This window comes from Rhodococcus yunnanensis NBRC 103083, assembly GCF_001895005.1.
GTDB lineage: Bacteria > Actinomycetota > Actinomycetes > Mycobacteriales > Mycobacteriaceae > Rhodococcoides > Rhodococcoides yunnanense.
The window spans coordinates 42,574-67,006 of sequence record NZ_BCXH01000008.1 but is presented as its reverse complement, the minus strand read 5'-3'; the positions used below and the strand labels follow the sequence as shown (position 1 = coordinate 67,006).

23 protein-coding genes are annotated in these 24,433 nt (G+C 64.4%); 6 read left to right on the top strand and 17 right to left on the bottom strand.

Features of this window, described 5'->3' with window-relative positions; genetic code table 11:
* Positions 1 to 3 precede the first annotated feature (3 nt).
* The 12 genes from RY1_RS14790 to RY1_RS14740 all read right to left on the bottom strand — a co-directional run bounded on the left by RY1_RS14790 (position 4) and on the right by RY1_RS14740 (position 13,977).
* A complete protein-coding gene (locus tag RY1_RS14790; RefSeq protein ID WP_072804364.1) occupies positions 4 to 1,242 on the bottom strand; it encodes an AAA family ATPase in 1,239 nt (412 codons plus the stop codon).
* A gap of 75 nt (positions 1,243 to 1,317) precedes the next feature.
* Positions 1,318 to 2,610, bottom strand: coding sequence for an NDMA-dependent methanol dehydrogenase (mdo, locus tag RY1_RS14785; protein WP_072804362.1), 1,293 nt, complete (start codon positions 2,608 to 2,610; stop codon positions 1,318 to 1,320).
* Positions 2,611 to 2,829: 219 nt separating this feature from the next.
* Complete coding sequence (locus tag RY1_RS14780; RefSeq protein WP_072804360.1) at positions 2,830 to 4,419, bottom strand: AMP-binding protein; 1,590 nt, start codon at positions 4,417 to 4,419, stop codon at positions 2,830 to 2,832.
* A 93-nt stretch (positions 4,420 to 4,512) separates the two neighbouring features.
* Complete coding sequence (locus tag RY1_RS14775) at positions 4,513 to 5,775, bottom strand: ABC transporter permease (RefSeq protein WP_072804359.1); 1,263 nt, start codon at positions 5,773 to 5,775, stop codon at positions 4,513 to 4,515.
* Complete coding sequence (locus RY1_RS14770; RefSeq protein WP_072804357.1) at positions 5,772 to 6,992, bottom strand: ABC transporter permease; 1,221 nt, start codon at positions 6,990 to 6,992, stop codon at positions 5,772 to 5,774. The genes RY1_RS14775 and RY1_RS14770 overlap by 4 nt, the downstream gene beginning before the upstream one ends.
* The gene (locus RY1_RS14765; protein WP_072804355.1) at positions 6,985 to 8,484 is read right to left on the bottom strand and encodes an ABC transporter ATP-binding protein; all 1,500 of its coding nucleotides are present in this window, start codon (positions 8,482 to 8,484) and stop codon (positions 6,985 to 6,987) included. The genes RY1_RS14770 and RY1_RS14765 overlap by 8 nt, the downstream gene beginning before the upstream one ends.
* Before the next feature lie 19 nt (positions 8,485 to 8,503).
* Entirely contained in the window at positions 8,504 to 9,619 is a 1,116-nt protein-coding gene (locus RY1_RS14760) for a BMP family lipoprotein (RefSeq protein WP_245819685.1), read from the bottom strand.
* 90 nt (positions 9,620 to 9,709) lie between these two features.
* Positions 9,710 to 9,883 carry a hypothetical protein gene (locus tag RY1_RS29975; protein ID WP_156376393.1) on the bottom strand — a complete coding sequence of 58 codons (174 nt, stop codon included), beginning with the start codon at positions 9,881 to 9,883 and terminating at the stop codon, positions 9,710 to 9,712.
* 66 nt (positions 9,884 to 9,949) lie between these two features.
* Complete coding sequence (locus RY1_RS14755; RefSeq protein ID WP_072804354.1) at positions 9,950 to 10,432, bottom strand: type III secretion system chaperone family protein; 483 nt, start codon at positions 10,430 to 10,432, stop codon at positions 9,950 to 9,952.
* Positions 10,429 to 11,754, bottom strand: a complete 1,326-nt coding sequence (gene mshA, locus RY1_RS14750) for a D-inositol-3-phosphate glycosyltransferase (protein WP_139279867.1) — start codon at positions 11,752 to 11,754, stop codon at positions 10,429 to 10,431. Before mshA ends, RY1_RS14755 begins: the two co-directional genes overlap by 4 nt.
* A gap of 49 nt (positions 11,755 to 11,803) precedes the next feature.
* Entirely contained in the window at positions 11,804 to 12,679 is an 876-nt protein-coding gene (locus RY1_RS14745) for an alpha/beta fold hydrolase (protein ID WP_072804352.1), read from the bottom strand.
* 50 nt (positions 12,680 to 12,729) lie between these two features.
* Complete coding sequence (locus tag RY1_RS14740; RefSeq protein ID WP_281249979.1) at positions 12,730 to 13,977, bottom strand: ROK family transcriptional regulator; 1,248 nt, start codon at positions 13,975 to 13,977, stop codon at positions 12,730 to 12,732.
* Positions 13,978 to 14,322: 345 nt separating this feature from the next.
* On the opposite strand from RY1_RS14740, the gene RY1_RS14735 reads away from it, so the two are divergent.
* Positions 14,323 to 15,078 (top strand): SDR family NAD(P)-dependent oxidoreductase, encoded by a 756-nt coding sequence (locus RY1_RS14735; RefSeq protein ID WP_072804350.1) that lies wholly within the window; start codon positions 14,323 to 14,325, stop codon positions 15,076 to 15,078.
* 83 nt (positions 15,079 to 15,161) lie between these two features.
* Here the strand turns inward: RY1_RS14735 and RY1_RS14730 are convergent, their stop codons facing one another.
* The 3 genes from RY1_RS14730 to RY1_RS14720 form a co-directional block, all read right to left on the bottom strand.
* The gene (locus RY1_RS14730) at positions 15,162 to 16,427 is read right to left on the bottom strand and encodes a L,D-transpeptidase (RefSeq protein ID WP_174565383.1); all 1,266 of its coding nucleotides are present in this window, start codon (positions 16,425 to 16,427) and stop codon (positions 15,162 to 15,164) included.
* A 299-nt stretch (positions 16,428 to 16,726) separates the two neighbouring features.
* A complete protein-coding gene (locus tag RY1_RS14725; protein WP_072804347.1) occupies positions 16,727 to 18,277 on the bottom strand; it encodes an MBL fold metallo-hydrolase in 1,551 nt (516 codons plus the stop codon).
* A 70-nt stretch (positions 18,278 to 18,347) separates the two neighbouring features.
* Positions 18,348 to 19,364, bottom strand: coding sequence for a UDP-N-acetylmuramate dehydrogenase (locus tag RY1_RS14720; protein WP_072804345.1), 1,017 nt, complete (start codon positions 19,362 to 19,364; stop codon positions 18,348 to 18,350).
* Between the two features lie 58 nt (positions 19,365 to 19,422).
* On the opposite strand from RY1_RS14720, the gene RY1_RS14715 reads away from it, so the two are divergent.
* From RY1_RS14715 to RY1_RS14705, 3 genes are all read left to right on the top strand, one after another.
* A complete protein-coding gene (locus RY1_RS14715; protein ID WP_072804344.1) occupies positions 19,423 to 19,926 on the top strand; it encodes a DUF2505 domain-containing protein in 504 nt (167 codons plus the stop codon).
* Positions 19,927 to 19,962: 36 nt separating this feature from the next.
* Complete coding sequence (locus RY1_RS14710) at positions 19,963 to 20,466, top strand: DUF2505 domain-containing protein (protein WP_072804342.1); 504 nt, start codon at positions 19,963 to 19,965, stop codon at positions 20,464 to 20,466.
* Between the two features lie 115 nt (positions 20,467 to 20,581).
* Complete coding sequence (locus tag RY1_RS14705; protein ID WP_072804341.1) at positions 20,582 to 21,334, top strand: SAM-dependent methyltransferase; 753 nt, start codon at positions 20,582 to 20,584, stop codon at positions 21,332 to 21,334.
* Positions 21,335 to 21,345: 11 nt separating this feature from the next.
* Here the strand turns inward: RY1_RS14705 and RY1_RS14700 are convergent, their stop codons facing one another.
* On the bottom strand, positions 21,346 to 21,933 hold the full coding sequence (locus RY1_RS14700) for a type IV toxin-antitoxin system AbiEi family antitoxin domain-containing protein (protein WP_072804339.1): 588 nt from the start codon (positions 21,931 to 21,933) through the stop codon (positions 21,346 to 21,348).
* A 200-nt stretch (positions 21,934 to 22,133) separates the two neighbouring features.
* On the opposite strand from RY1_RS14700, the gene RY1_RS14695 reads away from it, so the two are divergent.
* A complete protein-coding gene (locus tag RY1_RS14695; protein WP_072804337.1) occupies positions 22,134 to 22,868 on the top strand; it encodes an LmeA family phospholipid-binding protein in 735 nt (244 codons plus the stop codon).
* Between the two features lie 23 nt (positions 22,869 to 22,891).
* Here RY1_RS14695 and deoC read toward each other — a convergent pair whose 3' ends face one another.
* Positions 22,892 to 23,548 (bottom strand): deoxyribose-phosphate aldolase, encoded by a 657-nt coding sequence (deoC, locus tag RY1_RS14690; protein WP_072804335.1) that lies wholly within the window; start codon positions 23,546 to 23,548, stop codon positions 22,892 to 22,894.
* 44 nt (positions 23,549 to 23,592) lie between these two features.
* On the opposite strand from deoC, the gene RY1_RS14685 reads away from it, so the two are divergent.
* Positions 23,593 to 24,432, top strand: coding sequence for a class I SAM-dependent methyltransferase (locus RY1_RS14685; RefSeq protein ID WP_084727438.1), 840 nt, complete (start codon positions 23,593 to 23,595; stop codon positions 24,430 to 24,432).
* The last annotated feature ends 1 nt before the right edge of the window (position 24,433 follow it).

Genomic DNA, 24,433 nt, shown 5'->3' with positions numbered 1-24,433 from the left:
GGCTCAACCCTTTCGGTTCTTCTTGCTACCGCCGAAGCCGTTTGCGAACGAACGGCTTCCCTGAGTTCTCGGGACATCCTTGATCGGCGACGGGGTCGACGCGGTGGACCCGGCGTAGTAGTTGCCGTGGCGTCCCGGTTGATCCTTGGCGGCGCGGATCGCAACGCCGTCGGGCCCCGAATCCTCTTCGTCGACGGCGGCTGGTTCGGGGTCGTGCGTGTGATCACCGTCGTGGCCGTGTCCATGCCCGTGGCCGTGTCCGTGCCCATGACCGTGGTCCTCGTCGATCACCGCGTTCGGGTCGACGAGGCGGGGAATGGCACCGGTGGCCTTGCGAACATCCTTGTCGTACTTGACGACGACCGAGACGGTGTCGTTGAGCAGCTTCGCCGTGAGCTCGCTTGCACCCAGCACCGCGAGAGTCTTTGCCCAGTCCACGGTCTCGGAGATGGACGGCGACTTGCGAAGCTCCAGCTCACGGAGTCCGCGAACCACCTCGACCAGTTGGCCGGCAAGCGCTTCGGACAGTCCGGTGTCCTTGGAGTTGACGATCTCGAGTTCACGCTCGGCAGTCGGGTAGTCCAGAAAGCTGTGCAGGCAGCGACGTTTCAACGCCGCCGACAGATCGCGAGTGTTGTTGGAGGTCAAAATCACGTACGGCGCGACCTTCGCGGTGAACGTTCCGAGTTCGGGCACCGACACCTGGTTCTCACCGAGCAGTTCGAGCAGCACCGCCTCGAGCGCTTCGTCCGCGCGATCGACCTCGTCGATCAGCAGCACCACCGGTTCCTCGGAGCGAATGGCCTCGAGCAGCGGCCGCGGTGCGAGGAATCGTTCGGAGAAGAAAACGCTCTCCTGAGCCGAGATTCGGTCGACGGCCTCGCCGAGAGATTCCGCGTCGGCGACGAGTTGGCCGATCTTCTCCTTCAGCACCTGCGTGTACAGAAGTTGCTTGCCGTAGTCCCATTCGTAGAGGGCCTTCGTCTCGTCCTGGCCCTCGTAGCACTGCAGACGCAGCAGCCTACGTCCGGTCACCTCGGCGAGAGTCTTTGCAAGCTCGGTCTTTCCGACGCCCGCCGGCCCTTCCAACAGGACCGGCTTGTCCAACCTGGATTGGAGGAACACCGTCGTGGCGAGTCGTTCGTCGGCGATGTAGCCGGCATCGCCGAATCGGGTGATGACGTCGTCCACCGATTCGAAATCATGCCCAGCGGAAGCGTTGATGGGCGTCGGGACTGACACGTTGCATTCCTTCCAGAAGTTTTCCGAAAACGTTCCCGCCCGCCCGAAGGCGGGCGGGAACGCACAGCCGAACTATCAGCCGATCAGGTCGTCGAGATCTCCGTTGACGGCGTGCTCGACGACGGGACGGACCGTCTCGAAGGTGCACTCCTTCAGGTTGCCCGGGGTGCAGGCATCACCGAGTACGTGGTGGGTGATGCGGTCGACATCCTTGTCGTCGCCGATGATCTTCGGCGAGTTCTCGTAGAACTTCGTCGGGCCCTGCCCGAGGCGGTTCTTGCTGTAGCTGTTCTGGTCGACGTCGGCGAACTTCTCCGGAATGCCCACGTCGCGCAGCAGCTGGATCGCAGCTTCGAGCGCGGCGTGCGAGGCACGCTGGTCGGACATACCGTGCGTGTCGATGCCCATGGCGACGGCGATGTCGGCGAACTTGCGATAGTCGGCCGTCATGTTGAAGGCCCACACCCGCGGCAACGCGATGGCGTTGTTGAGTCCGTGGTGAGTGTCGTAGAAGGCGCTGACCGCGTGGCTGATGGAGTGGATGATGCCGAGGCCACCGGAGTTGAACGCCTGGGCTGCGATGTACTGCGCGTACATCATTCCCTCGCGGCCGGGCAGGTCCTCACCGTTCCATGTTGCGGCACGGAGGTTTTCGACCGTCAGCTTGATGGCGTGCAGCGCGTTGCCCTTCGACGGCTCGAAGTTCAGACGCGACACGTACGGCTCGCTGGCGTGGGCGAGAACATCGAAGCCGCACTGCGCGGTGTAGTCGGTCGGGCAGCTGTAGTAGAGAACCGGATCGTCGATCGCCAGCGACGTCACCGATGCGTCGTCGAATGCGACGTACTTGTGCGGGTTGTCGGGATCGGTTGTGGTGTCGGTGATCACGTAGGCCCAGGACGTTTCCGAGCCGGTGCCCGCGGTGGTGGACACGGCGATGTGCGGCGGGTTCTTCGGGTTCTCGCTCTTGTTGAAACCCTCGAACTCGTTGACGCTTCGGCCGTCGTGTGCAACCGAGATCCGAGCACCCTTACAGGCGTCGTGCGCGGAGCCTCCACCGATGGAAACGAAACTGTCGCACTTGTTCTCGGTGTACATCGCCACGGCATCCATGACGTTGTAGTCCTTGGGGTTGGACTCGACCTTGTCGTAGACCACTACTTCGAGTCCGTGGTAGCGCATCGATTCGACGATGTTGTGCACGATGTCGGTGCCCCGCAGGCCCGACGTCATCACGAGTGTCTTCTTGAATCCGAGCTTGAGCGCCTCCGGACCGATCATTTCGTGCGCTCCCGGGCCCATCATGGCGCGGGGGAACGGGTGGAACTCCTTGATGGGGAACGGCTTGAGTAGGTCGTCGACCTGCATGAAAGTGCATCCTCTCCGCGAAACGTGCGTCAGAAAAAAGTGTTCACGCAACGCGGGTTTTCAAGCCACGATGCTTCGATGACGCTAAGTCCGACGAAGTAGCAATGTCAGCCACTTCGGAGCGAGACTGTTCCGTGGGTCACAAGAAGGCACCTACACGACAGGAAAGGCACCTACCCGAATGGGTAGGTGCCTTTCCTGCAAAGAAAGTGGAGCCGGCTACTTCGACGTCTCTGCAGCGCGAAGATCCTTGCGCAGAATCTTGCCCGCGGCGGATTTCGGTACGAGGTCGATGAACTCGACCTTGCGGACCTTCTTGTGCGGCGACACGCGCTCGGCGACGAAGGCGATCACGCCGTCCTCGTCGATCGTCGCATCGGCCTGCCGAACCACGAACGCCTTCGGCACTTCCTCGCCCTCGTCGTCGAGCACACCGATGACGGCGGCATCGGCGATCTCGGGATGGGTGAGCAGAAGCGCTTCCAGCTCCGCGGGCGGCACCTGGTAGCCCTTGTACTTGATCAGTTCCTTGAGCCTGTCGACGATGTAGACGACGCCCTCGGCGTCGACGACGGCGATGTCACCGGTGTGCAGGTACCCGTCGTCGTCGAGAGTGTCCGCGGTTGCAGTCGGGTTGTTCAGGTAGCCGGCCATGACGTTCGGCCCCTTGACCCACAGCTCGCCCGGCGTGGAGCGGCCGTCCGAGGGAAGGTCGATCTCGTCGCCGCTCTCGGGGTCGACGAGCTTGTTGACGGTGTTCGCCAAGGGAAGGCCGACGGAGCTGAGCGGAATGTCGTCACGGTCGAACGGGATGGCATGGCTGACGGGGCTGAGCTCGCTCATGCCGTAGCCCTGGCGCACCCGCGTATCCAGACGCTTCGCCACAGCCTTGCCCAGCTCCTCGTCCAGCGGTGCGGCGCCGGAGAAGATCGTGTGGACGCTCGACAGGTCGTACTGATCCACGAGAGGATGCTTGGCCAACGCGACGGCGACGGGCGGCGCGATGAACAGGTACGTGAGCTTGTGCTCCTGGATCAGTCGCAGGAACTCGACGAGATCGAACTTCGGCATCGTCACCAGGTGCGCCCGAAGCTTCAACGCGATGTTGAGCAGCACCGTCAGACCGTAGATGTGGAAGAACGGCAGTAGCGCCAGAATGGCGTCGTCGGTGTCGATGCCGACGCGCGGCTCCATCTGCGCGACGTTCGCGACGAGATTCCGGTGCGTCAGGATGACGCCCTTCGGCACACCCGTCGTACCGGACGAATACGGCAGCACAGCGATGTGCGTCGACGGATCGAAGGACACCTGGGGTGCGGGCGCGCCCTGCGTCAACAGATCACGCAGGTTGGGGTGGCCCTCGGCGCCGTCGAGGACGATGACATGGTCGTCGGGGATGCCGACCTTCTCCGCCGCCGCTTTGGCCTGCGGGTAGAGCGGGGAGACGGTGAACAGGAACTTGGCCCCGGAGCCGGTGAGCTGCTTGGAGATGTCCTCGGCGGTGTAGAGCGCGTTGATCGTCGTCGCGGTACCGCCCGCACGCAGAATGCCGTGGAACACCGCGGCGAACGCGGGCACGTTGGGCGAGTGCAGGCCGACGACGTCACCGACCTCGAGTCCGCGGGCTGCGAGCGCGCCGGCGATCCCGTCGATCTGCCCGATGAGAGCCTTGTATGTGGTGACGGCGCCGGACGTTCCGTCGATCAGTGCAGGTTTCTCGAGGTCGCCATCGGCGATGGACCCGAACAGGTAGTCGTAGACACTCTGATTCGGAATTTCGACGTCGGGAAAGGGGCTGTTGAAGCTCATGGCTCTCCTTCGAACATGCAGCGGCAAGATAGTCAGAACATTACAGTGAAAGCCGTCACAACGGACATGACCCCTACTGCCGAGTAAGTTCCGCTACTTCACATACGGTTTTCCAGCCGCGGCCGGTCCGCGCACATGCCCGACGAGGCCCGCGACGGCGAAGATGGTCACCACGTACGGCAACATCAGCATGAACTCGCTCGGCACCGGCGAGCCGATGATGCCGAGGACGTTCTGCAGATTCGACGCGAATCCGAACAGCAGAGCCGCCAGGGTCGCCCGCACCGGATCCCATCTGCCGAAGATCACCGCCGCCAACGCGATGTAGCCGGCTCCCGCCGTCATCTCCTTGCCGAAGGCCCCGACCGATCCCAGCGTGAAGTACGCGCCGCCGAGGCCGGCGATCGCGCCGGCGAGGCACACGTTCCAGAACCGCGTGCGCGCCACGTCGATTCCGACGGTGTCCGCTGCCTGCGGATGCTCACCGACAGCACGCAGCCGTAGACCCCACTTGGTGTGGAACAGCCCGTAGTACACCAGCGCCACTGCGATGTACATCAGGTAGACGATGAACGTCTGCCGAAACAGCACGGGCCCGATGACGGGAATCTGCGACAGGATCGGAATTTCGATGCGCGCGAACCGCGGCGGCGAATTGAGCGCCTCGGTGTTCTTGCTCAGCACAACGGAATACAGAAAGCTCGTCAGCCCCACGACCAGCACGTTGAGCACCACGCCGACGATCACCTGGTTGACGAAGTATTTGATCGAGAACATCGCCAGCAGCGACGCGGTCAACGCTCCCGCGACCAGCGCGGCCACCAGTGCGATGTATGTCGACCCCGTCAACGACGCGACGAGGGCACTGACGAACGCGCCCGAGAGCAGCTGGCCTTCGATGGCGATGTTGATGACGCCGACACGCTCGGAGATCACACCGCCCATCGCGCCGAAGATCAGCGGAGTGCTCAGCGCGACAGCGCCGATCAGCAGTCCCGGCACCGGCACGGTCTCCCCTGCCGCCGCCCACGTCAGGAACCCCAGCACGAAGAGCACTGCGAACACCGCGTGCAACCACAACGGTGTTGCCGTGCGCCGGACGACGTTCCACGTGGAGTATCCCGTGATCGCTGCGAGCACCAGGAACACGACGATTCCGGTCGCTCGTGTCGGGACACCGACTTCCGGGAGCTGGAAGAAATCACCCTCGCTCGCGAGCGCGAACGTCGTCGTTCCCGATTCGGCGCGGAACACGAACAACAGCAGCGCAAGCAGCGTCGCCAGCCCCAGAACGACGGGTACCTTCCAGCTTCTCGCAGGCGCGACGAGCTCGGTCCGATCTTCGACGGCGGTCACAGCGCTGCCACCTTCGCCGTATCGGCCCTGGCAGCGACCTCGGCGCCAGGAGGGGGCAGTCGGAACACCGCGCGCACGAGCGGGGGCGCCGCGATGAACAGCACGATCACCGATTGCACGACGAGCACGATGTCGATCGGCACTCCCTCGGCCGCCTGCATCGCGAATCCACCTGCCTTGAACGCCCCGAACAGGATTCCGGCGAAGAAGACACCCCACGGCTTCGAACGACCGAGCAGTGCGACGGTGATGGCGTCGAATCCGATGCCCGCGTCGATGTCCGCGCCGAATCCCGTGGTGACGGTACCGAGAACCTGTGCGACGCCTGCAAGTCCGACGAGCGCACCCGAGAGCACCATCGCGTAGAGGTACATCCGATTCACGTCGATCCCGGCGATTCTCGACGCGTTCGGGTTCTCCCCGACGGCACGGAAACGGAAACCGAGCGAGGACCGCTCGAGCAACCACCACACACCGATGGTCACCACCACCACGAGCACGAAACCGACATGCAAGGTGTAGCGATCACCGAACAGCCTGGGAAACACCGCCGTCGACGCGATCGCCTCGGTCTTGGGGTTGTTCGAACCGGGCGCCTGCAGGGCACCGGGAGTACGCAGCAGATAGGCGACGAGATAGAACGCCACATAGTTCAGCATGATCGTGACGATCACCTCGTGTGCGCCGGTCCGAGCTTTCAACAGCCCAGCGATGCCGCCCCACACGGCGCCGCCGATCACACCCGCGGCGATCGCGACAATCAGGTGCAGGCCCGCCGGGAGCTGCAGCGAGAAGCCGACCCATCCGGCGCACGCCGCCGCGATGAGCATCTGACCGCGTCCACCGATGTTGAACATTCCGACGCGAAAAGCAAGGGCGACACCGAGACCGGCGACGATCAGCGGCGTCGCGAACGTCAGTGTCTCGGTGAGCGGCTTGATGCCGTTCTCGAATCCCGGCCTGCGGAAGTTGTACACCGATCCCTGGAACAACGACGAGTACGCACCCGACACCGAATCCCACACTGCCACGGCCATGTCCGACGGTCTGGAGAAGAAGTATCCGGCCGCGTCCTGGACGTCGTCGTTGGTTGCGGCGATGAGCACCGCGCCGACCAGCATCGCGAGGACTACCGCGAGAACGGAAATGATGGTGCTTCCGGTGAATATCTGCCGCAGCACGGTATGCGCACGAGAGGGCTGAGGTGTCTCAGGCATGTTCTCCACCCATCATCAATCCCAGAACTTCGCGCGAGGTGTCCGCAGGCACGATGCCGACGATCGTTCCGCGATACATGACTGCTATCCGATCTGCGAGCGCGGCGACCTCGTCGAGTTCGCTCGACACCACGATCACCGGGACACCGGAGTCACGGGTCGCCACGATTCGCTTGTGTACGAACTCGATCGAGCCGACATCGATTCCTCTGGTCGGCTGCGACGCCACGAACAACCGAAGCCGGCGGCTCAGTTCTCGTGCGAGAACCACCTTCTGCTGATTGCCACCCGACAGTCGACCGACGGCAGTGCCGATTCCCGGCGCGCGTACGTCGAACTCGTCGACCTTGTCGGCCGCGAACTCGTCGAGAAAGTCTCGGCGGACGGCGCCTCGCCGTACGAAGGGCTCTCCGGTCGACCGATCGAGCATGAGGTTCTCGGCGATCGAGAACTCACCGACGAGACCGTCGATCGTGCGATCCTCGGGAACGAATCCGACTCCCGCACCGAGCACATCGTGCACCGACGACCCGATCAACGACCTACCGTCGAGGGTGATCTCGCCGGTCACGTTGTCCTGCACGCCTAGCAGAGCCTCGGCGAACTCGGTCTGCCCGTTCCCCTGAACCCCTGCGATCGCGAGGATTTCGCCTGCGTGGACCTCCAGACTGATGCCGTCGACGGTCTTCTGTCCGTTGGCGTCGAACACCGTCAGGTTCGTCACCACCAGTGCGGCCTCACCGGGCTGCGCCGGAGACTTCGACACCGTCAACTGCACGTCGCGTCCGACCATCAGCGCCGCGAGTTCGGCGTTGGTTGCGGTCGGTTCGGCTTCTCCGACAACCTTGCCCAGCCTGATGACGGTGATGCGGTCGGCCACTTCGCGTACTTCACGCAGTTTGTGCGTGATGAACACGACGGTGGTGCCGGATTCGGCGAGCTCGCGCATGATGCGCATGAGGTCGTCGGTTTCCTGCGGCGTCAGCACGGCCGTCGGTTCGTCGAACACCAGTACCTTGGCGTCCCGGCTGAGAGCCTTGACGATCTCCACTCGCTGCTGCACGCCGACAGGGAGGTCGTCGACGAGTGCATCGGGGTCGAGGTCGAAACCGAAGCGGGCGGAGAGCTCACGCACCAACTTTCGAGCCGCGTTCAGATCGAGTCGTCCCCCCAGGGAGGTGGTCTCGTGGCCGAGAATGATGTTCTCGGCCACCGTGAACACCGGGATCAACATGAAGTGCTGGTGCACCATGCCGATTCCGGCGGCCATCGCGTCGCCGGGGCCGGCGAAATTCTGCTGGACGCCGCCCAGCAGAATCTCGCCCTCCTCGGCCCGGTACAGGCCACTGAGCACGTTCATCAGAGTCGACTTGCCCGCGCCGTTCTCGCCGAGCAAGCAGTGAATCTCCCCGGACTCCACGACGAGATCGATGGAATCGTTGGCGACGAGAGATCCGAAACGCTTGGTGATGCCGCGTAATTCGAGCTTCATTACGTAGGGTGCGTCCGAACTATTTCGGTGACGAGGGCGACTCGACGGTGATGGATCCGTCGATTATCCCGGCCGAGATCGTGTCCAGTTCACTCTGCAGAGCCGGATCGACCTGGGATTCGAAATCGTGGAAGGGCGCGATGCCGACGCCGTCGTTCTCCAGAGTTCCGACGTACGGCGAGTTGTCGAACGTACCTTCACCCGAGGTGGCGACGACCTCGTCGACGCTCTTCTTCAGACCCTTCGTGACCGAGGTCAGCAGCAGGTCACCGACCGACGGATCGGATTCGTATACATCGGCATCCGCACCGATCAACGCGACGGGACGCGACGAGTCGCGGATGGCCTGCGCGGCACTCTGGTAGATCGGACCGCCGACGGGGAACACGACGTCGGCGTTCTGATCGATGAGGCCCTGAGCGGTGTTCTTCGCGACCTCGTTGGCGGCGAATCCTCCGGTGAACGAACCGTTCTGAGCTGCGACGTCCCATCCGATGACCCGGACGTTCTTGCTTTTCTGCTGGTTGAAGTAGTCGACGCCGTCGGCGAATCCGTCCATGAAGATCGTGACGGTGGGAAGCTGTGCGCCACCGAATGTTCCGACGACGCCGGTCTTGGAGTAACTGGCAGCGGCGTAACCGGCGAGGAACGCGGACTGCGCAGCATCGTAGGTCAGCGGCTTGACGTTGGCGGCATCGACGCTGTTGTCGTCGATGATCGCGAAGTCGATGTCGGTGTTGGCCTCCGCTGCAGCCTTGGTCGCGTCGGCAAGGTCGAATCCGACGGTGACGATCAGGTTGCAGCCCTGGTCGATCAGGTTGGAGATGTTGGGGTTGTAATCGGTCGGCGATGCCGACTCGACGGTGATCGGATCGACTCCGAGCGTGTCGGAGGCCTCGGTCAAACCTTCGAATCCCAGCTGGTTGAACGACTTGTCGTCGAAACCACCGGAGTCGGAGACCATACAGGGCAGGAAGTCTGCCGCCGCACCGTCGGAGGAACCCGAACCCTCGTCATCGGGCGCGGAACCGCAGCCGGCAATCAGCGCGATGGCACCGAGCGAGGCCACGCCGCTCACCGCCGCACGCCGGGACAACGGTGAATGAGACAGGCTCCGAGTGATCCTGCGGGTCACGACGATCAAAACTTCCTCCATTGTTCGCTTTCGGCCGCTCGTCTCGTGAACAAGCGTTCCGGGTGCGGCCGGTCCGTCTGGTTCGGGACGCTACTCGTCGCTCGTGATGTCCGCACGATTTCGGCATTCCTTCGACGCGATCGAGCTGCCGACGCCACCGAGCGGCAGTGCTGTCACCGCCGAAACACCAAGCAGCGCAACGACTTCTCCGACGCGGCAACCGAACGGTCGCCGAAGCACAGCTGTGTACACCGCCCCGGTCATGTCCAGAACACTACGAGGCGCCCGTATGCGACGGGTCACGCTCACGTTTCGCGCGCGTAACCAGTTCTACTGCTCGATCAGATGCTCGAACGCCTTCAGATTCGCGAGCGACTCTCCCCGCGAGACACGCCATGCCCACTCGCGCTTGATGGATTCGGCGAACCCGAGTTCGAGCAGGACGTTGAAATCGCCGTCGGCGGCTTCCAGAACCTGCCCGAGAACACGGTCGATCTCGTCTCCCGTCACCGCGTGCGTGGACAATCGTCCCACGAGGTAGATGTCGCCGATCTTGTCGATCGTGTAATGCACGCCGTAGAGCCGACGGTTGCGCCGGAGAAGGTATCGGTAGACACCTTCGAAATTCTCGTCGGGCTTGCGACACACGAACGCTTCGATGCGCACCCCGTGATTGCCCACGGTCAGCATCGTCGTGGTCTTGAGCTTGCGCTCCCCCGGCAATTCGACGACGAACGAATCCTCGCCCTTGCGTTGGTATTCCAGCTCGCGCTCGGACAACACCCGGTCGATCAATCCAGCTGTCTCGCTCATGCCGTCACCACTCCTCGTCGTAGCTTGGACAATCCACGCGTGCGACGCGGCGAGAACTCGCTCGGGCCGTCGTGGCGATCGAAGTGGAACTGCGCTGCACGATAACTGTCGAGCAAACCCTCCGCTGTGTGCTCCCACGAAAAATCAGCGGCGTGCACGGGCGCGGCAGCAGCCATGCGGGCCAGGGTATCTCGGTCGCCGACCATGGTTCCCAGCGCCGTCGCCCAGTCGTCGGTGCGATGCCCTTGCACGAGCACACCCGTTTCCCCCGACCGAACTGCCACCCCGAGCCCACCGACATCCGCCGCGATCACGGGAGTACCGCAGGCCTGCGCCTCGATCGCCACCAGACCGAACGACTCGTTGTAACTGGGCACGGCGACCACGTCGGCAGCACGATAGACCTGCGCCAACACCTGCGACGGCTGCGGCCGCATGAAGCTCACGCGAGCCGAGATGCCGAGCTCCTCGGCGAGCTCGATGAGACTGTCCGGCCGGTCCAGGCCGCTACCCGACGGCCCGCCGACGACGAGAACTCGCAACGCCGATCCAGGATCTCGTCGCACCAGTTCGGCCGCCGCACGCAGCAACACATCGGGCGCCTTCAACGGTTGGATGCGGCCGACGAAGGCAACCACGGTTTCTCGTGGATCGATACCCAACTCGGCGCGTGCAGCGAGTCGGTTGCCGGGATGGTAGCGAGCGAGATCGGCACCGGGCGCCACGACGTCGACCGACTCCGGAGATGCACCGTAGATCTCGATGAGCTGTTTGGCCTCTTCGGAGGTATTGGCGATCAAACGATCGGCCTCGGCGACGACCTGTTGTTCACCGATCTGACGAGCCGCGGGTTCCGGGGAATCACCGGCGGCAAGCGAGGCGTTCTTCACGGCCGCGAGGGTGTGCGCGGTGTGCACGAGAGGCACACCCCACCGGTCTCTCGCCAACCAACCCACCTGACCGGACAACCAGTAGTGCGAATGAACGAGATCGTAGTAGCCGGCGTCGTGACGCGCTTCCTCGCGCAACACCCCCGCAGCGAACGCACACAGCTGCGTCGGCAGGTCCTGTTTGTCGAGGCCTTCGAACGGCCCGGCGACGATGTTGCGAACCAGAACCCCCGGCGCCGCTTCCCGCACGGGTTCGTCCGCGGAGGACGTGGCCCTGGTGAAAATCTCGACCTGGACACCCCGCTTGGCCAGCTCTTTCGCAGATTGCAGCACGTACACGTTCATGCCGCCCGCGTCGCCCATCCCTGGCTGTGCCAGCGGGGAGGTATGCAACGACAGCACAGCGACCCGGCTCAGCTGGCGACCACTCACCCGTCCAGTCTGCACTCCCCCACAGTACGGAGCTTCAGGGAGGGGGCAGCTAGGGCGAACTCACGCTCTCGACGAACCCCGTCACCTCGGCCACGAAACGGTCGGGATCGGCGACGAAGGGGCCGTGGTCGACCCCCTCCCAGTACGACTCGGTGACCTGCGGTATCAACGACGCGGCGTGGCGGCCCGACGAGACGTCGACGACGGTGTCCTCGGTTCCGTGCAGCACGAGCGCCGGAACATCCAACGTCCGGAGAAGGTCGTCGTGCGAGACGGCGCGATCGAACAACGCAGCACGCACGCGAGGCGGCGTTGCGAGCGTCAACCCGAACAGCGCCTGCGCAGCTGCGCCCTTCCCCTGGGTCGGCCCTGTGAGTGCGCTGCCGAAACTGCCGAGCGCCTTGATCGCCACCCGCGGTTCCTCCGACATAGCGCCGGGAATCGCCGCCCGCATCGCAGGTCCGACGCGCCCACCCTGCTCCCCGCGCCCGATGCTCGTGATCGCACCGACCAGAACGATTCCCGACACCGCAGCCGTCCCGTGAGTAGCCAGATAGTCACAGATGACGAGTCCGCCGTAGGACCAGCCGACCAGCACGGCACCAGTGCCCCCGCCTATGCCCCCATGCCCCGTGATGCCCTCTGCTGTCAGGACCGCGTCGACGTCGCCTGCCCAGATGGCCGAGTCGTCGTACCCGCTGGCCGGCGCATCCGAGTAGCCGTGGCCACGGAGATCGACGGCGATCAACCGGTAGTCGAGTCCGAGTTCGGCAAGAACGTGCTCGCCCCAGCACGCCGAGGATTGCGCCCATCCGTGCAGCAGAACGAGCGGTCTACCCGCCCGATTTCCGGACACTCGATAGACGATGTTCGTCCCGTCTGTTCCGCTCGTCTGCCGCACCGGCCCCACTGAATCGATAACCATGCTCACATCATGACCGACCGGCCGCAGCTCGGGCCCGCGGCCTCTCTGCTCTACGCAGCAGCCCGTCGCATGGATGCCAGCGGATCCGAGTACACGGCACTGAGCGAGACGACCGCAGCCGCGTACTCCTGCACCTTGTTTCCGAATCCGGTGATGCGAATATCCTTGCGCGGCAACGTGGATGTGCGGCCGAACGCTTCTGCCACGTGCGGCACACCTGCGGTGTACTCGGTGAAGGCCTGGCCCCCGAGCACCACACGATCGGGGTTGAACAGATCCCGCAGCAGCCCGACGGTGCGTCCGAGCACCTGCGCGCGCTCGACGAGGATGTCCTGCGCTCCCGCCGAACCGTCGTGTGCCGCCTGGTAGAGCGCCGAAATGTTCTGACGTCCCTCACCGCCGGCGAGAACGCCGCGTTCGACGGCGGCAGTGAGGACAGCCCGGTCGCTGACCGTGGCTTCGAGGCATCCGCGGTTGCCGCATTCGCACCGAGCGTCGGAACCGGTCGGTAGATGCGCGATCGATCCGGGACCGGTGGACGGGGTGTGGACGCGACCGTCGATGGTCAACGCGATGCCTGCGGTTTCGCGTGCATAGAAGAACAAGCTCGTTCCCGTGGTGACGGTCTCGGCGCGAGAGGGCGTCAACAGCAGTTCGGATGCGGCCATCGCTTCGACGTGACCCGAGACCGACACCGGCAGACCGAGTCCGCCGCCGACGATCGAGCCGACCTGTGCGTTGTCCCACCCGAGGCGTGGGTGGTCGACGGTTCCGGTGGAGGCGTCGACCCGGCCGCCCAGAGCCACTCCGACCCACAGCGGGGTGCGCCGGTGCCACCGGGCAGCGAAGGCGCCTGCACTGCGTGTGATGGTGTGCAGGGCCGTCGACGCGGGTCCGCTCGGCGTCGGGATCTCGACGGCGCCGAGGATGCGGCCGCGCAGGTCGCTGACGATGATGCCGGTGACGATGGCACCGATGTGGATGCCCACGGTCGAATACGGTTCGTGGTTGACCTCGAACGGCACGCGGGGCCGACCGATTGCGCCCGAGGCGGTGAGATCTGCCCGCTCACGCAGCAGACCGACACCCAGGAGCGAGGCGACCTGACGGTTGACGGTGGCGATACTCAAACCCGTTGCGCGGGCGGCGATGTCGCGGGAAATTGGGCCTTCGACCGAGGCGACGCGAAGGACGGAAGCGGCTGGACTGTCGGCGACCCGCAAGTCGGGTGCGACGATCTGAACTCGATTGCGGACGGTCGTTCGCCCGACGACGGAGGACGAACGGGATCCGCGTATGGAAGCGACGGAGGTATTGATCGGAAGCGTTGCAAGTGACACGTGGTTTGTCCTCGGCAATAGACCCGCACTGGAGAACGGGTGGTGCAGGATGCGGTCAGGAAAGCGCAGAGAAAGAAGAGCGCAGAGACGACCAGTCGCAAAAGCTGATTTAGCGACAGGCTCCGAAACCGAGACAACACAGTTCACGAGGGAGTGGCAGCCGAGAACCCAGAGCAGCAGTCACGTAGGTGACACGCAATGCTGGCGAGTGGCTGGCGGACATGAGGCCAAATTAGCACCTCCCCGGCGGATCACCAATCCTGCCCCGTCGAGCAGCGAATGCCTGCGACTAGAATTCGATGCATGACATTGTCCGAACAAATCTCGCCCGACGCCCGCATCGCAGTTGTCACCGGAGCCAGCTCGGGAATCGGCGAGGCCACCGCCCGCCATTTGGCCGCGCAGGGGTACCACGTCGCCATCGGGGCACGCCGCCTCGACCGCCTGGAGAAGCTCGCGTCCGAAATCGGCGGCACCGCACTGGAATTGGACGTTACCGACGAGGATTCGGTCGCCGCGTTCACCGCCGTGATCCCCCGCGTTCACGTGCTGATCAACAACGCGGGCGGAGCGAAAGGACTCGCACCTGTCATCGATGCCGATCTCGAAGAGTGGCGCTGGATGTGGGAAACCAACGTCCTCGGCACGCTGCGAATCACCAAGGCATTGCTGCCGAAACTGATCGAATCGGGCGATGGACTTGTGGTGACCATCACGTCGGTTGCGGCCTTCGAAGCGTACGACAACGGCTCCGGTTACACCTCGGCCAAGCACGCCCAAGCGGTGCTGCATCGGACGCTGCGCGGCGAGCTTCTGGGCCAGCCGGTCCGACTCACCGAGATCGCACCGGGTGCTGTGGAGACCGAGTTCTCGCTCGTGCGTTTCGACGGCGACGAGGCGAAGGCGGACGCTGTGTACAAGGGCATCACGCCGCTGGTGGCCAGCGACATCGCGGAGGTCATCGGCTTCGTCGCATCACGTCCGTCGCACGTCAATCTCGATCAGATCATCATCAAGCCTCGCGACCAGGCCGGCCCCGGTCGCTTCGCGCGGTCCTGATTCTTCGCGGTCTTGATTCTTGACAGACGAGAAATGCCAGGTGCATCCGTGCACCTGGCATTTTTCGTGACGCGACTGCGGACTCAGCCCGCCGGAACCGCCGCCGGAGCGACGGCAGGTGCAACCGGAGTCGTCGCCGCAGCAGCGCCTGCAGGCAGCTCGGACATCGACTCCCACGTCGGCCAGTCGATCGCCCAGTCGTAGAGATCGCCGTCGGCAGCCGACAGGTCGATCGACGTGCCCGTCACCTCGACCGGGTCGCCGTACATCGCGATGCCGAAGTACTGCTGGGCGTCCTCGGTCGAAAGGTTGATACACCCGTTGGTGACATTCGACGCGCCCTGCACGCCGGTTGTCTCCGGGTTGGCGTGGATGAACTCGCCGTTGTTGGAGATGCGGACGGCCCATCGCTCGCGCACGTTCTCGTAGAACGGCGGATTCGACATCAGGAAGTCCTCGTGCTTCTCGGTCACCACGTGGATGCCCGAGCGCGTCACGTTGCGCGCTTCGTTGCCTTCGCCGTAGCTCACCGGAATGTCCATGATGGTCTGCCCATCACGGACGACCTGCATGCGGTGGCTCGTCGCCTCTGCTTTGACGATCTGACTGCGACCGATGCTGAAGTCGATGGTCACGTCGTCGGCGCCGTAAGCGCCGTCGCCGTAGTCGACGCCGTACAGATTCGCCTGCACCGACACCGTCGTACCGGGAGCCCAGTAGTTGGCCGGGCGCCAGTGCACCCGTGAGCCGTTGTCGTCGGGGAACCATGCCCACGCCCCCGGCGTCGGCGGGTTCGTGGTGACGGTCAGCGCCTTCTCGACGGCCGCCTTGTTCTCGATCGTCGAGTCGAACTGCAGGATGATCGGCGCCGCGATGCCGACCTCCTGGCCGTCACCGATGTTGGTGCTGACCGCCGTCCTGCTGTCCGGAGTGACAGTGGTGAAGCTTCCGTCGATCTCGACGGATTTGCCGTCGGAGCCGATCGCGGTGCCCGCCCACGTGTACGTCGAGCCGTAGCCGAGCGGTTCGGTGATGCCGTACGACGCCTTGTCCGGCGCGAGCGCGCCCTGGACGAGTTTGCCTTCGGGGTTGGTCAGCGTGACGCCGCTCAGAGTTCCGTTGGTGACGGACACCGAGATGGGGGCGATGGGACTGACGTCCTCGGCTCCATCCGTCGGATTCTGCGTCACCTGGGCAACCGGTGGGGCTTCGGTCGTCGACGCCGCACTGCCGGTCGATCCGCCGTCACTGCCGATGGTGCATCCCGCGACGAGAGCCGCCAGTGCCGCGATCGCCGCGATCCACCACAGCAACCGCGTCCGATTTGTCCGTTCTACCTGCTCATGCACGTGTTCCAACGTACCCGCGGAAAATTACCCGACCACTATCGAGACGTCCTGTGCGCTCGGATTCACACCGGTTTCACACCTGGATCCGGACATTCTGCGCAAACGCCCATCCCCGGACCCCACCCCACCCCACCACGCAAACGCACACGCATTTGCGCAGCACCCAAAACCCGACCAGCAGACACCGTCACCCACCACGCAAACGCACACGCATTTGCGCAGCATCCGGACCCGACCAGCGGAAACTCCCACCCATCTACGCAAACGCACGTGCGTTTGCGTGGATGGTGACTGGTTGCTCAGAGCTTGGTCGACCGCAGTTCGTGCCCCTTCGACGTCAGGCAGCGACCGGTGTCGAGGTTCCAGTCCCAGCCGTGCAGGTTGCACGTCAGCTTGTTGCCCTCGACGATCCCGAACTTCGACAGGTCCGCCTTCAGATGCGGGCACCGACGTTGGATCTCGTAACCGTCCTTGACGATGGTTGCGGTGTCGTCGTGCGCCTCGGCGAACCATCCGTCCGCGTAGGCGATCCGCTCGTCGGTGAGGCATTTGAAGAACGTGTACAGGAACTCGTTGTACCCACCGACACGACGTGCACGAAAACGCGTCGACAGGAATACCGAGTTGACCCAGTCCGGTTCCTTGTCGCGCACGACGGTTCGTACCAGCTCGGGCGCGATGGTGAAGCTGTAGCGAAAGCGCTCTTTCAGCACAGGTTCGCGCACGATCCGCTTCGGAAAATCGAGTACGACGGTTTCCGCGCCGAGCATCAGTGCTACCGGGTAACCGATGCCGTCGCAGATCTGGTCGGTCTGAATCATGATGGGCTCGAACAACTCTCGGAGCGGCTCGAGCAACGGCTCACCGTCGGCCGATGCCCACGCCGCCTTCTCTGCCGCGATGACGCCGGCCTGACGCTGGGCGAAATCCTCGATGTACTGGGCCTTACCGGTGGTGAAGATCGCTTCGACCTCCTCGACCGGCAGCGGATGCTCGTGCGAGACGAGTTCACTGCCGACGAACGTCGACGTCGTGCCGGGGATCTGCAGCAACCCTTTGTCGTGGCCGTTTCGGCGCATCTGATCGAGGAAGACCATCTGGTCCGGGAAGATGTTGGACGGGTCGTCGTACACGTCGTTGAGGAAGCGCAGCTCGTCGTCCAGAAAACAGGGCGGGCCCGCTGACGGGATGACCCACGTCGCACCGATCTGCTCGATGTACTGGCGAGCACGGTCCATCTGACGCTGACGCTTCTGCTCGCCGAACGCCTTCTTTGCACGCTCGACCATGTCGTAGACCATCGGGTACCAGATGGCGCCGGAGTACTGCAGCATGTGCACGTCGACATGCCCGAACTCCTCGGTCAGCACGTCGAGGTCGACCGGGCGAGCGTCGTTCATGTTGAACGCGACGGTCTCACCGTCGGACACGACGAGACCGGAGTCGCCGATGGGGCCGTCGGCAGGCGCACGAAGGGCGATGATCATGATGTCGAGATCGCCCTTGGGGCCGGAGATTCGGTGCTTGACCGAGTCGGTCGTCTCGAAGAACTTGTGAAAACCGAGCTTGATCAGCTCGTTCTTCAGATCCGGGACCGGGTAGTCCGGCAGCAGGACGGTCGTGTCCTTGTCGACGTGCTCGGCGAGGTTCTTCGGATCGAAGTGGTCTTTGTGCAGGTGCGAGACGTACAGATAATCGCAGTTGCCGAGGGTGTCCCAATCCAGCTGCGTGTTGTCCGGAAACGGGAACCACGACGTGAAGTACGCGGGATTGACCCACGGATCACACAGGATGTTGCCTGCATCGGTCTGAATGTGAAAACCCGCGTGCCCGACGCTTGTGACCTGCACTGAAAAACTCCTTCACTTGCACTGCACAGAACGCAACTACAAAGATCCCATGGTAGGCGGTCAGCCGGTATCAACTGAGCGAGCAGCCGACCAGATCGCATTCGGGCACGAGTGTGATTCCGAACTCCGCTTCGACGCCGTCCCTGATGTGCGACGCCAGCGCCATGACATCCGCCGTCGTCGCGCCGCCGCGGTTGGTGATCGCGAGAACGTGCTTGGTCGACAGCGACACCGTCCCATTGCCGAACTCGCGGCCGTAACCATGAGCGAAGCCTGCGTTCTGGATCAGCCATGCCGCATGGATCTTGATGCCCGACGGATCCGGGTACTGGGGTGCCCGCGACGCCGGCTCCGGAATGTCCGTCAGCACCGGGTTCAGGAAGAAGGAGCCGACGCTCCACGTGTCGTGGTCTTCGGCGTCGAGCACCATCCCCTTCTGGCCTCGCAGATCCAACACGGCCGTACGCACGTCCTTCGCGGCAACCGTGTCGCCGATGGTGACGCCGAGCCTGTCCGCAAGACCCGCGTACCGAACCGGATCCGAGGATCCCGACCGCCGCAAGGCCATCGTCGTGTCGAGGATGACGTACCGCGTCGAGTGCTTGAAGACGGACTGGCGATGCAATCCGAATCCGCATCGATCCGGCGTCCAGGTGGACGTCTCACCCGTCTCGCGGTCGTAGACCGTGAGCGAGTCGAGCACATCCGAGGTGACGGTCCCGTATGCGCCGACGTTCTGCACCGGCGTCGCACCGGTGAGGCCGGGGATCCCGGAAAGAGCTTCCAGGCCCGCCAGACCCTCGTCGAGCGAGGCAGCGACGACCGAGTCCCAGCGTTCTCCCGCCGCGACCCGGATGGAGTCCCCGTCGACACGGATGCCCGACGTCTCGACCTTGATCACCAGACCGTCGTAACCCTGGTCGCCGACGACCAGATTCGATCCGCCTCCGACCAGCAGAACCGGGGTTCCCGACGTGTCGGCGTCACGCACGAGGGCGACGAGTTCTTCGGATGTCTTCGCTACGGCGAACTCACGGGCCGGGCCACCGAGGCGCATGGTCGTGAGGCCGGAAATTGCGGTGGGCACGGGAGTCCAGGGTACCGGTCCGGAAGAGGTGTCGGATGCACGCGGTACCCTCCGGGCTATGCCTCGCCCAATCGCGCACAGCGCGTCCGTCCCCGCATCTGTCGACAAGGTGCACGCCGCGCTCGTCTCCGAGCAGTACTGGAAGGACCGGATCGACGGCATCGGCGGACCGGGTGCGCAGCTGGTGAGCGTCACTGCCGTCAACGGCACGATCAGCGTGGTGATGACGCAGTCCATTCCCGAGGACGAGCTGCCTGCCGCGGTGACGGCATTCAAGAAGGGCCCGCTCGTCATCGAGCGCACCGAATCCTGGGGACCACTCGGCGGCAACCGCGCCGAGGGCAAGTTCGGCGCGACGGTCGAAGGCGCTCCCGCGTCGATCTCCGGCACGACGCTCCTCGAAGGTGACAGCACGTCGTCCACCACGTCCCTCTCCGGTACCACCGAGGTCAAGATCCCGATCTTCGGAAGCAAGATCGAGTCCATGATCAGCGAGCAGGTCCTGGCGCTCATCGACAACGAACACGACTTCACCGGCGAGTGGATCGACAAGAACCTGTAGCAGTGTTCGGCGAGTCAGCCGGTACCCTGGCCGACTATGGCGCGCCGCATGAACTACTCAGCCCGGTTCACCCACTCCACGGAGCAGGTGTATGCCGCGTTGTCGAGTCGCGATCACTGGAACGCTCGGGTCGAGGAGATGAAGAAGTACTCCCACAACGAGCTGAAGAGTTTCGAGGTCACCGACACAGGAATCGACATCGTGATGCATCACATCATTCCGAGGACGGAGCTACCGGACATCGCTCAAACCGTCATGAAAAAAGACATGGTCATCACGCGCAACGTGCACTTCGATCCCTACGAGGACACCACCGAAGGCAAGTACGACGCGTCGATTCCAGCCGGACCGGGCAGCCTCAAGGGCACGACGTCACTGTTCGCGACGGAAACCGGCTCGACCCTGCGCACCTCGTCCGAAGCCAAAGTCTTCCTCCCCTTCGTCGGCGGCAAGCTCGAGCAACTCATGCTCGTGAACCTGCGTGACCTGTGGCGCGGCGAGGGCGAAGTGACAGCCGACTGGCTTGCCAAGAACACCTGACACGCCAGTTCTGAGAGGTCGTTCCACAGGCTCCACTCCTGTATCCAAGGGTCATTCCGCAGGCTCCACTCCTGTATCCAAGGGTCATTCCGCAGGCTCCACTCCTGTCGGCGTCGTGACCCGCGGCACCACCGGCATCAACCGCCTCCGGCGCAGCGATCGCTGGCTCACCCACAGCCCCCTCGTGCGGCAGGTGTTGACCGATGCGCTCGACCCACTGGTCGTCGACCTCGGTTACGGCGCCAGACCCGATACGACGCTCGAAATCGCGCGACGCCTCCGCACGATCCGAGCGGACCTCCGAGTCACCGGCCTCGAGATCGACCCCGCGCGCGTCGTACCGGGGTCGGAGAACGTGCACTTCGCGCGCGGCGGTTTCGAGCTCGCCGGACTGCGCCCCAATCTGGTGCGCGCATTCAACGTTCTCCGTCAGTACCCCGAAGATGCTGTGCCCGACGCGTGGTCGCGGATACTGTCCGGGCTCGCTCCCGGCGGCCTACTGGTGGACGGAACGTGCGACGAACTCGGGCGTCGCTGCGCCTGGGTGCTGCTCGACGAGACCGGGCCGATCTCACTGACACTCGCATGGGATCCGTTCACCGTGGACTTGCCGTCGGACATCGCCGAGAGACTCCCCAAGGCCCTCATCCACCGGAATTTTCCGGGAGAGCCCATCCATGCACTGCTTCGCGCCGCCGACAAGGCGTGGGTGACGGCCGCTCCCCTGGCCCCGTTCGGCCCGCGTGTGCGGTGGCGCTCGGCGTTGACCCAACTGGCACGCGAGGGTGTCCCCACCGCGGTGCCCAGACGCAGGATGCGTGACAACGTTCTGACGGTCCCGTGGGACCTCGTACGTCCGAACCCCTGACGCGCCGAACGTCAGGTACAGGCGGACAGCGCGAGCTCGACCCGCTCGGTGACCCGCTCGGTGCCGCTCGACGCCTCGGCGTACAGCACGCCCGGATCGACGCGGCCTATCGCCACCGCGTCGCCCACGACTTCGTCGAGCGTGATCTGCGAGATACCGCCCGCGGCGAGGTCGAGCACGGTTCGCACCGGCGTCGTGATGCGGAAGGTGCCGGTGGACTCGAAGTCGTGCGGGGTGAGCTGCAGGCGGTGCACCGCGAGTCGGGTGTCCGCCAGCCGCATGTTGGTGTACGCGGAGACATGAACGAACTGCGGATGCAGGTGCCCGAATCCGTGCAACTCCGCGGCACTCTGGTGTGAGATGACGGCATCGCCGCCGAACCATGCGCACCACATCGCGAACTGTTCGAGGTCGCTGTGCGGCCACTCGGCCAGTCTGCACAGATTCCGCTCGACCTTCGTCCAGTCACCCGCGACGATGCTGGCCTGTATCGACGGGTGGTCGAAACCGAGTGACTCGGCCTGCTCGACGGTGAAGTAGCCATCCTGACTCGCGGCCAGACGCCGGAGTTCGACGGTGCTCGGTCGTGTCGTGCTCATGCACACAAGAGTACGACACCGATGTGTTACACATCACAACAATTCGACCGGACATCGACCGCCCCCTCCTCTCCCGCAAACGCACGTGCGTTTGCGAGGAACGGCGGACAACACCCCACCACCCACACAAACGCACGTGCGTTTGCGGGGAAGCGGCGATTCACAGAGCTCTTTCAGATTCATCGGGAAGACTGCTGCGAATGACACGAAGCAAAGCTCCCCTGATCGCGGTAGTAGTGGTCCTCGTGCTCGTCGCTGCGCTGCTGGGCGGAGAACTGTTCTTCCGCCAGCAGATCAAGTCATGCCTCGCAGGCCAATTGGAAAGTGAGATCGGCAGCTCCGTCGACGTAGGCCTCGGCTGGAAGCCGATCCTGATCTCACTCGTCGACAAGCAGGTCTCATCGGTGACCGTCGACAGCAGTGATGCACGCTTCGGCCCCGCCGAAGGAATGGTCGTGCACGCGGAGGTCAAGGATGTGAACCTCGAGCAGACCGCGGACAGCAACGGCACCATCGGTAGCTCCAGTGCCGATATCAGCTGGTCGACCGACGGCATCGCGGCCACACTGCAATCGCAGGGCATCGGCGCCCTCGTCTCCGGCGTCACCGCAAGTCAGTCCGCAGGCACACTGTCGTTCTCGGTCGGTGGTATCGCTCAGCTGACGGTGAAGCCGTCCATCTCCGGCGATCGCGTCGATGTACAGACCGTCGACGCGTCCATCCTGGGACTCGGCATTCCGACCGATCTGGTGGACAGCATCGTCGGTGTGCTGACGGACAGCCTGCAGCAGTACCCACTCGACATGAAGCCGACGTCGTTGACCGTCACCGACAGCGGAATCGAACTGGCCCTCCAGGGCGGGCAGTACACGATGCCCGCGCCTCCTCCCGGCCAGACCGTCGAATCACCCGAAGGCTGTGGCGTTCTGGCCTAACCCTCCAGGCCTAACCCTCTGGCCTAACTCTCCAGGCCGGCGAGGACGGCCGAGGTTCCGGACAGGCCGAGTCGCGTTGCCCCGGCGTCGATCATCGCCAGGGCAGCCTCGGTCGTCCGGATCCCGCCGCTGGCCTTCACACCGAGCCTGCCGCCGACCGTATCCGCCATCAACCGGACGGCCTCGACACTGGCCCCGCCCGCCGGGTGGAAGCCCGTGGAGGTCTTGACGAAGTTCGCTCCTGCTTTCTCGGCCGCGAGGCATGTCTCGACGATTGCCGTGTCGGACAGTGCAGCCGACTCGATGATCACCTTGAGCACCGCCGAAGGCCCGATGGCTTCGCGAACCGTCAGTACGTCGGCCAGGACGGCGTTGTAGTCCCCCGCGACAGCAGCTCCGACGTCGATCACCATGTCGATCTCGTCCGCGCCCTGATCGACCGCCAGCCGCGCCTCGGCGCCCTTGACGAGCGAATGATGTTTGCCCGACGGGAATCCCGCGACAGCTGCGACAACGAGACCCTCGGCCCCGACAGGCAGCATCGACGGCGATACGCAGACCGCGAGGACACCGAGCGCGCGCGCCTCTTCGACGAGCGCGGCGACGTCGGCCGCCGTGGCCTCCGGCTTGAGCAACGTGTGATCGACCATTCGGGCAAGGGCGCTGCGGGTGACGGACATGTGACCACCCAACCACAGACTCCTGCGCCCTAAGCTCCACGGTTATGTCCACCTCTCGTATGGCGCGCACCTTCGATTCCACGAGCCGAGAGTTCGATCTCGCGGCGCCCCTCGTCTGGGGTCCCGCCGGCCAGTCACTCGTGTTCGCGTTGAAGCTCGCCGCCGGGGAATCGGTGCTCGACGTCTGCGCGGGCACCGGCGCATCGGCCCTTCCTGCCGCGGCCGCCGTCGGACCTGACGGCCTCGTCCACGCCGTCGACCTCGCCGACGATCTGCTCGAACTCGGCCGCGTCAAGGCCACCGCTCTCGCACTGCGCAACGTCGACTTCGTGTGCGCCGACGCCACCACATGGGAGGCGCCGAGCACCGTACGAAGCGGCTACGACGCGTTGGCGTCGTCGTACGGGATCTTCTTCCTTCCCGACATGGATGCCTCGTTCGCACGGCTCGTCCGGTTGGTACGCCCAGGCGGCCGCGTCGGGGTGACGGTGTGGCGCAAGGGCGCATTCGAGGAGTTCAGCCGTGCGTACTACGAGGTGATCGCGCGGCATTCGCCGGACACCGAGCACACCGGCCCGAGGTCTCGCACGGGGTATGCGGACAATCCGATCCGTCGCATCGAGACCTCGGACCTGCTCGCCGCGTGGCTGGAGGCGCAAGGCTGCGGATCCGTCGAGGTCACAGAACTGTCGAACCATGTTCCCGCCACCGCGGACTTCGTATGGAACTTCGTTCTGGGGAGCGGCATGAGGGGTGCGCTCGCCGGCCTGGACGACGCCGAACGCGGTGTCGTGCGCGACGAGTTACTCGAACTGCTGACCGCCCGCGGGGTCGATTCGATCGACGCGACCACACTGGTGGCAACCGGCGTTCGGGTGTCCTGAA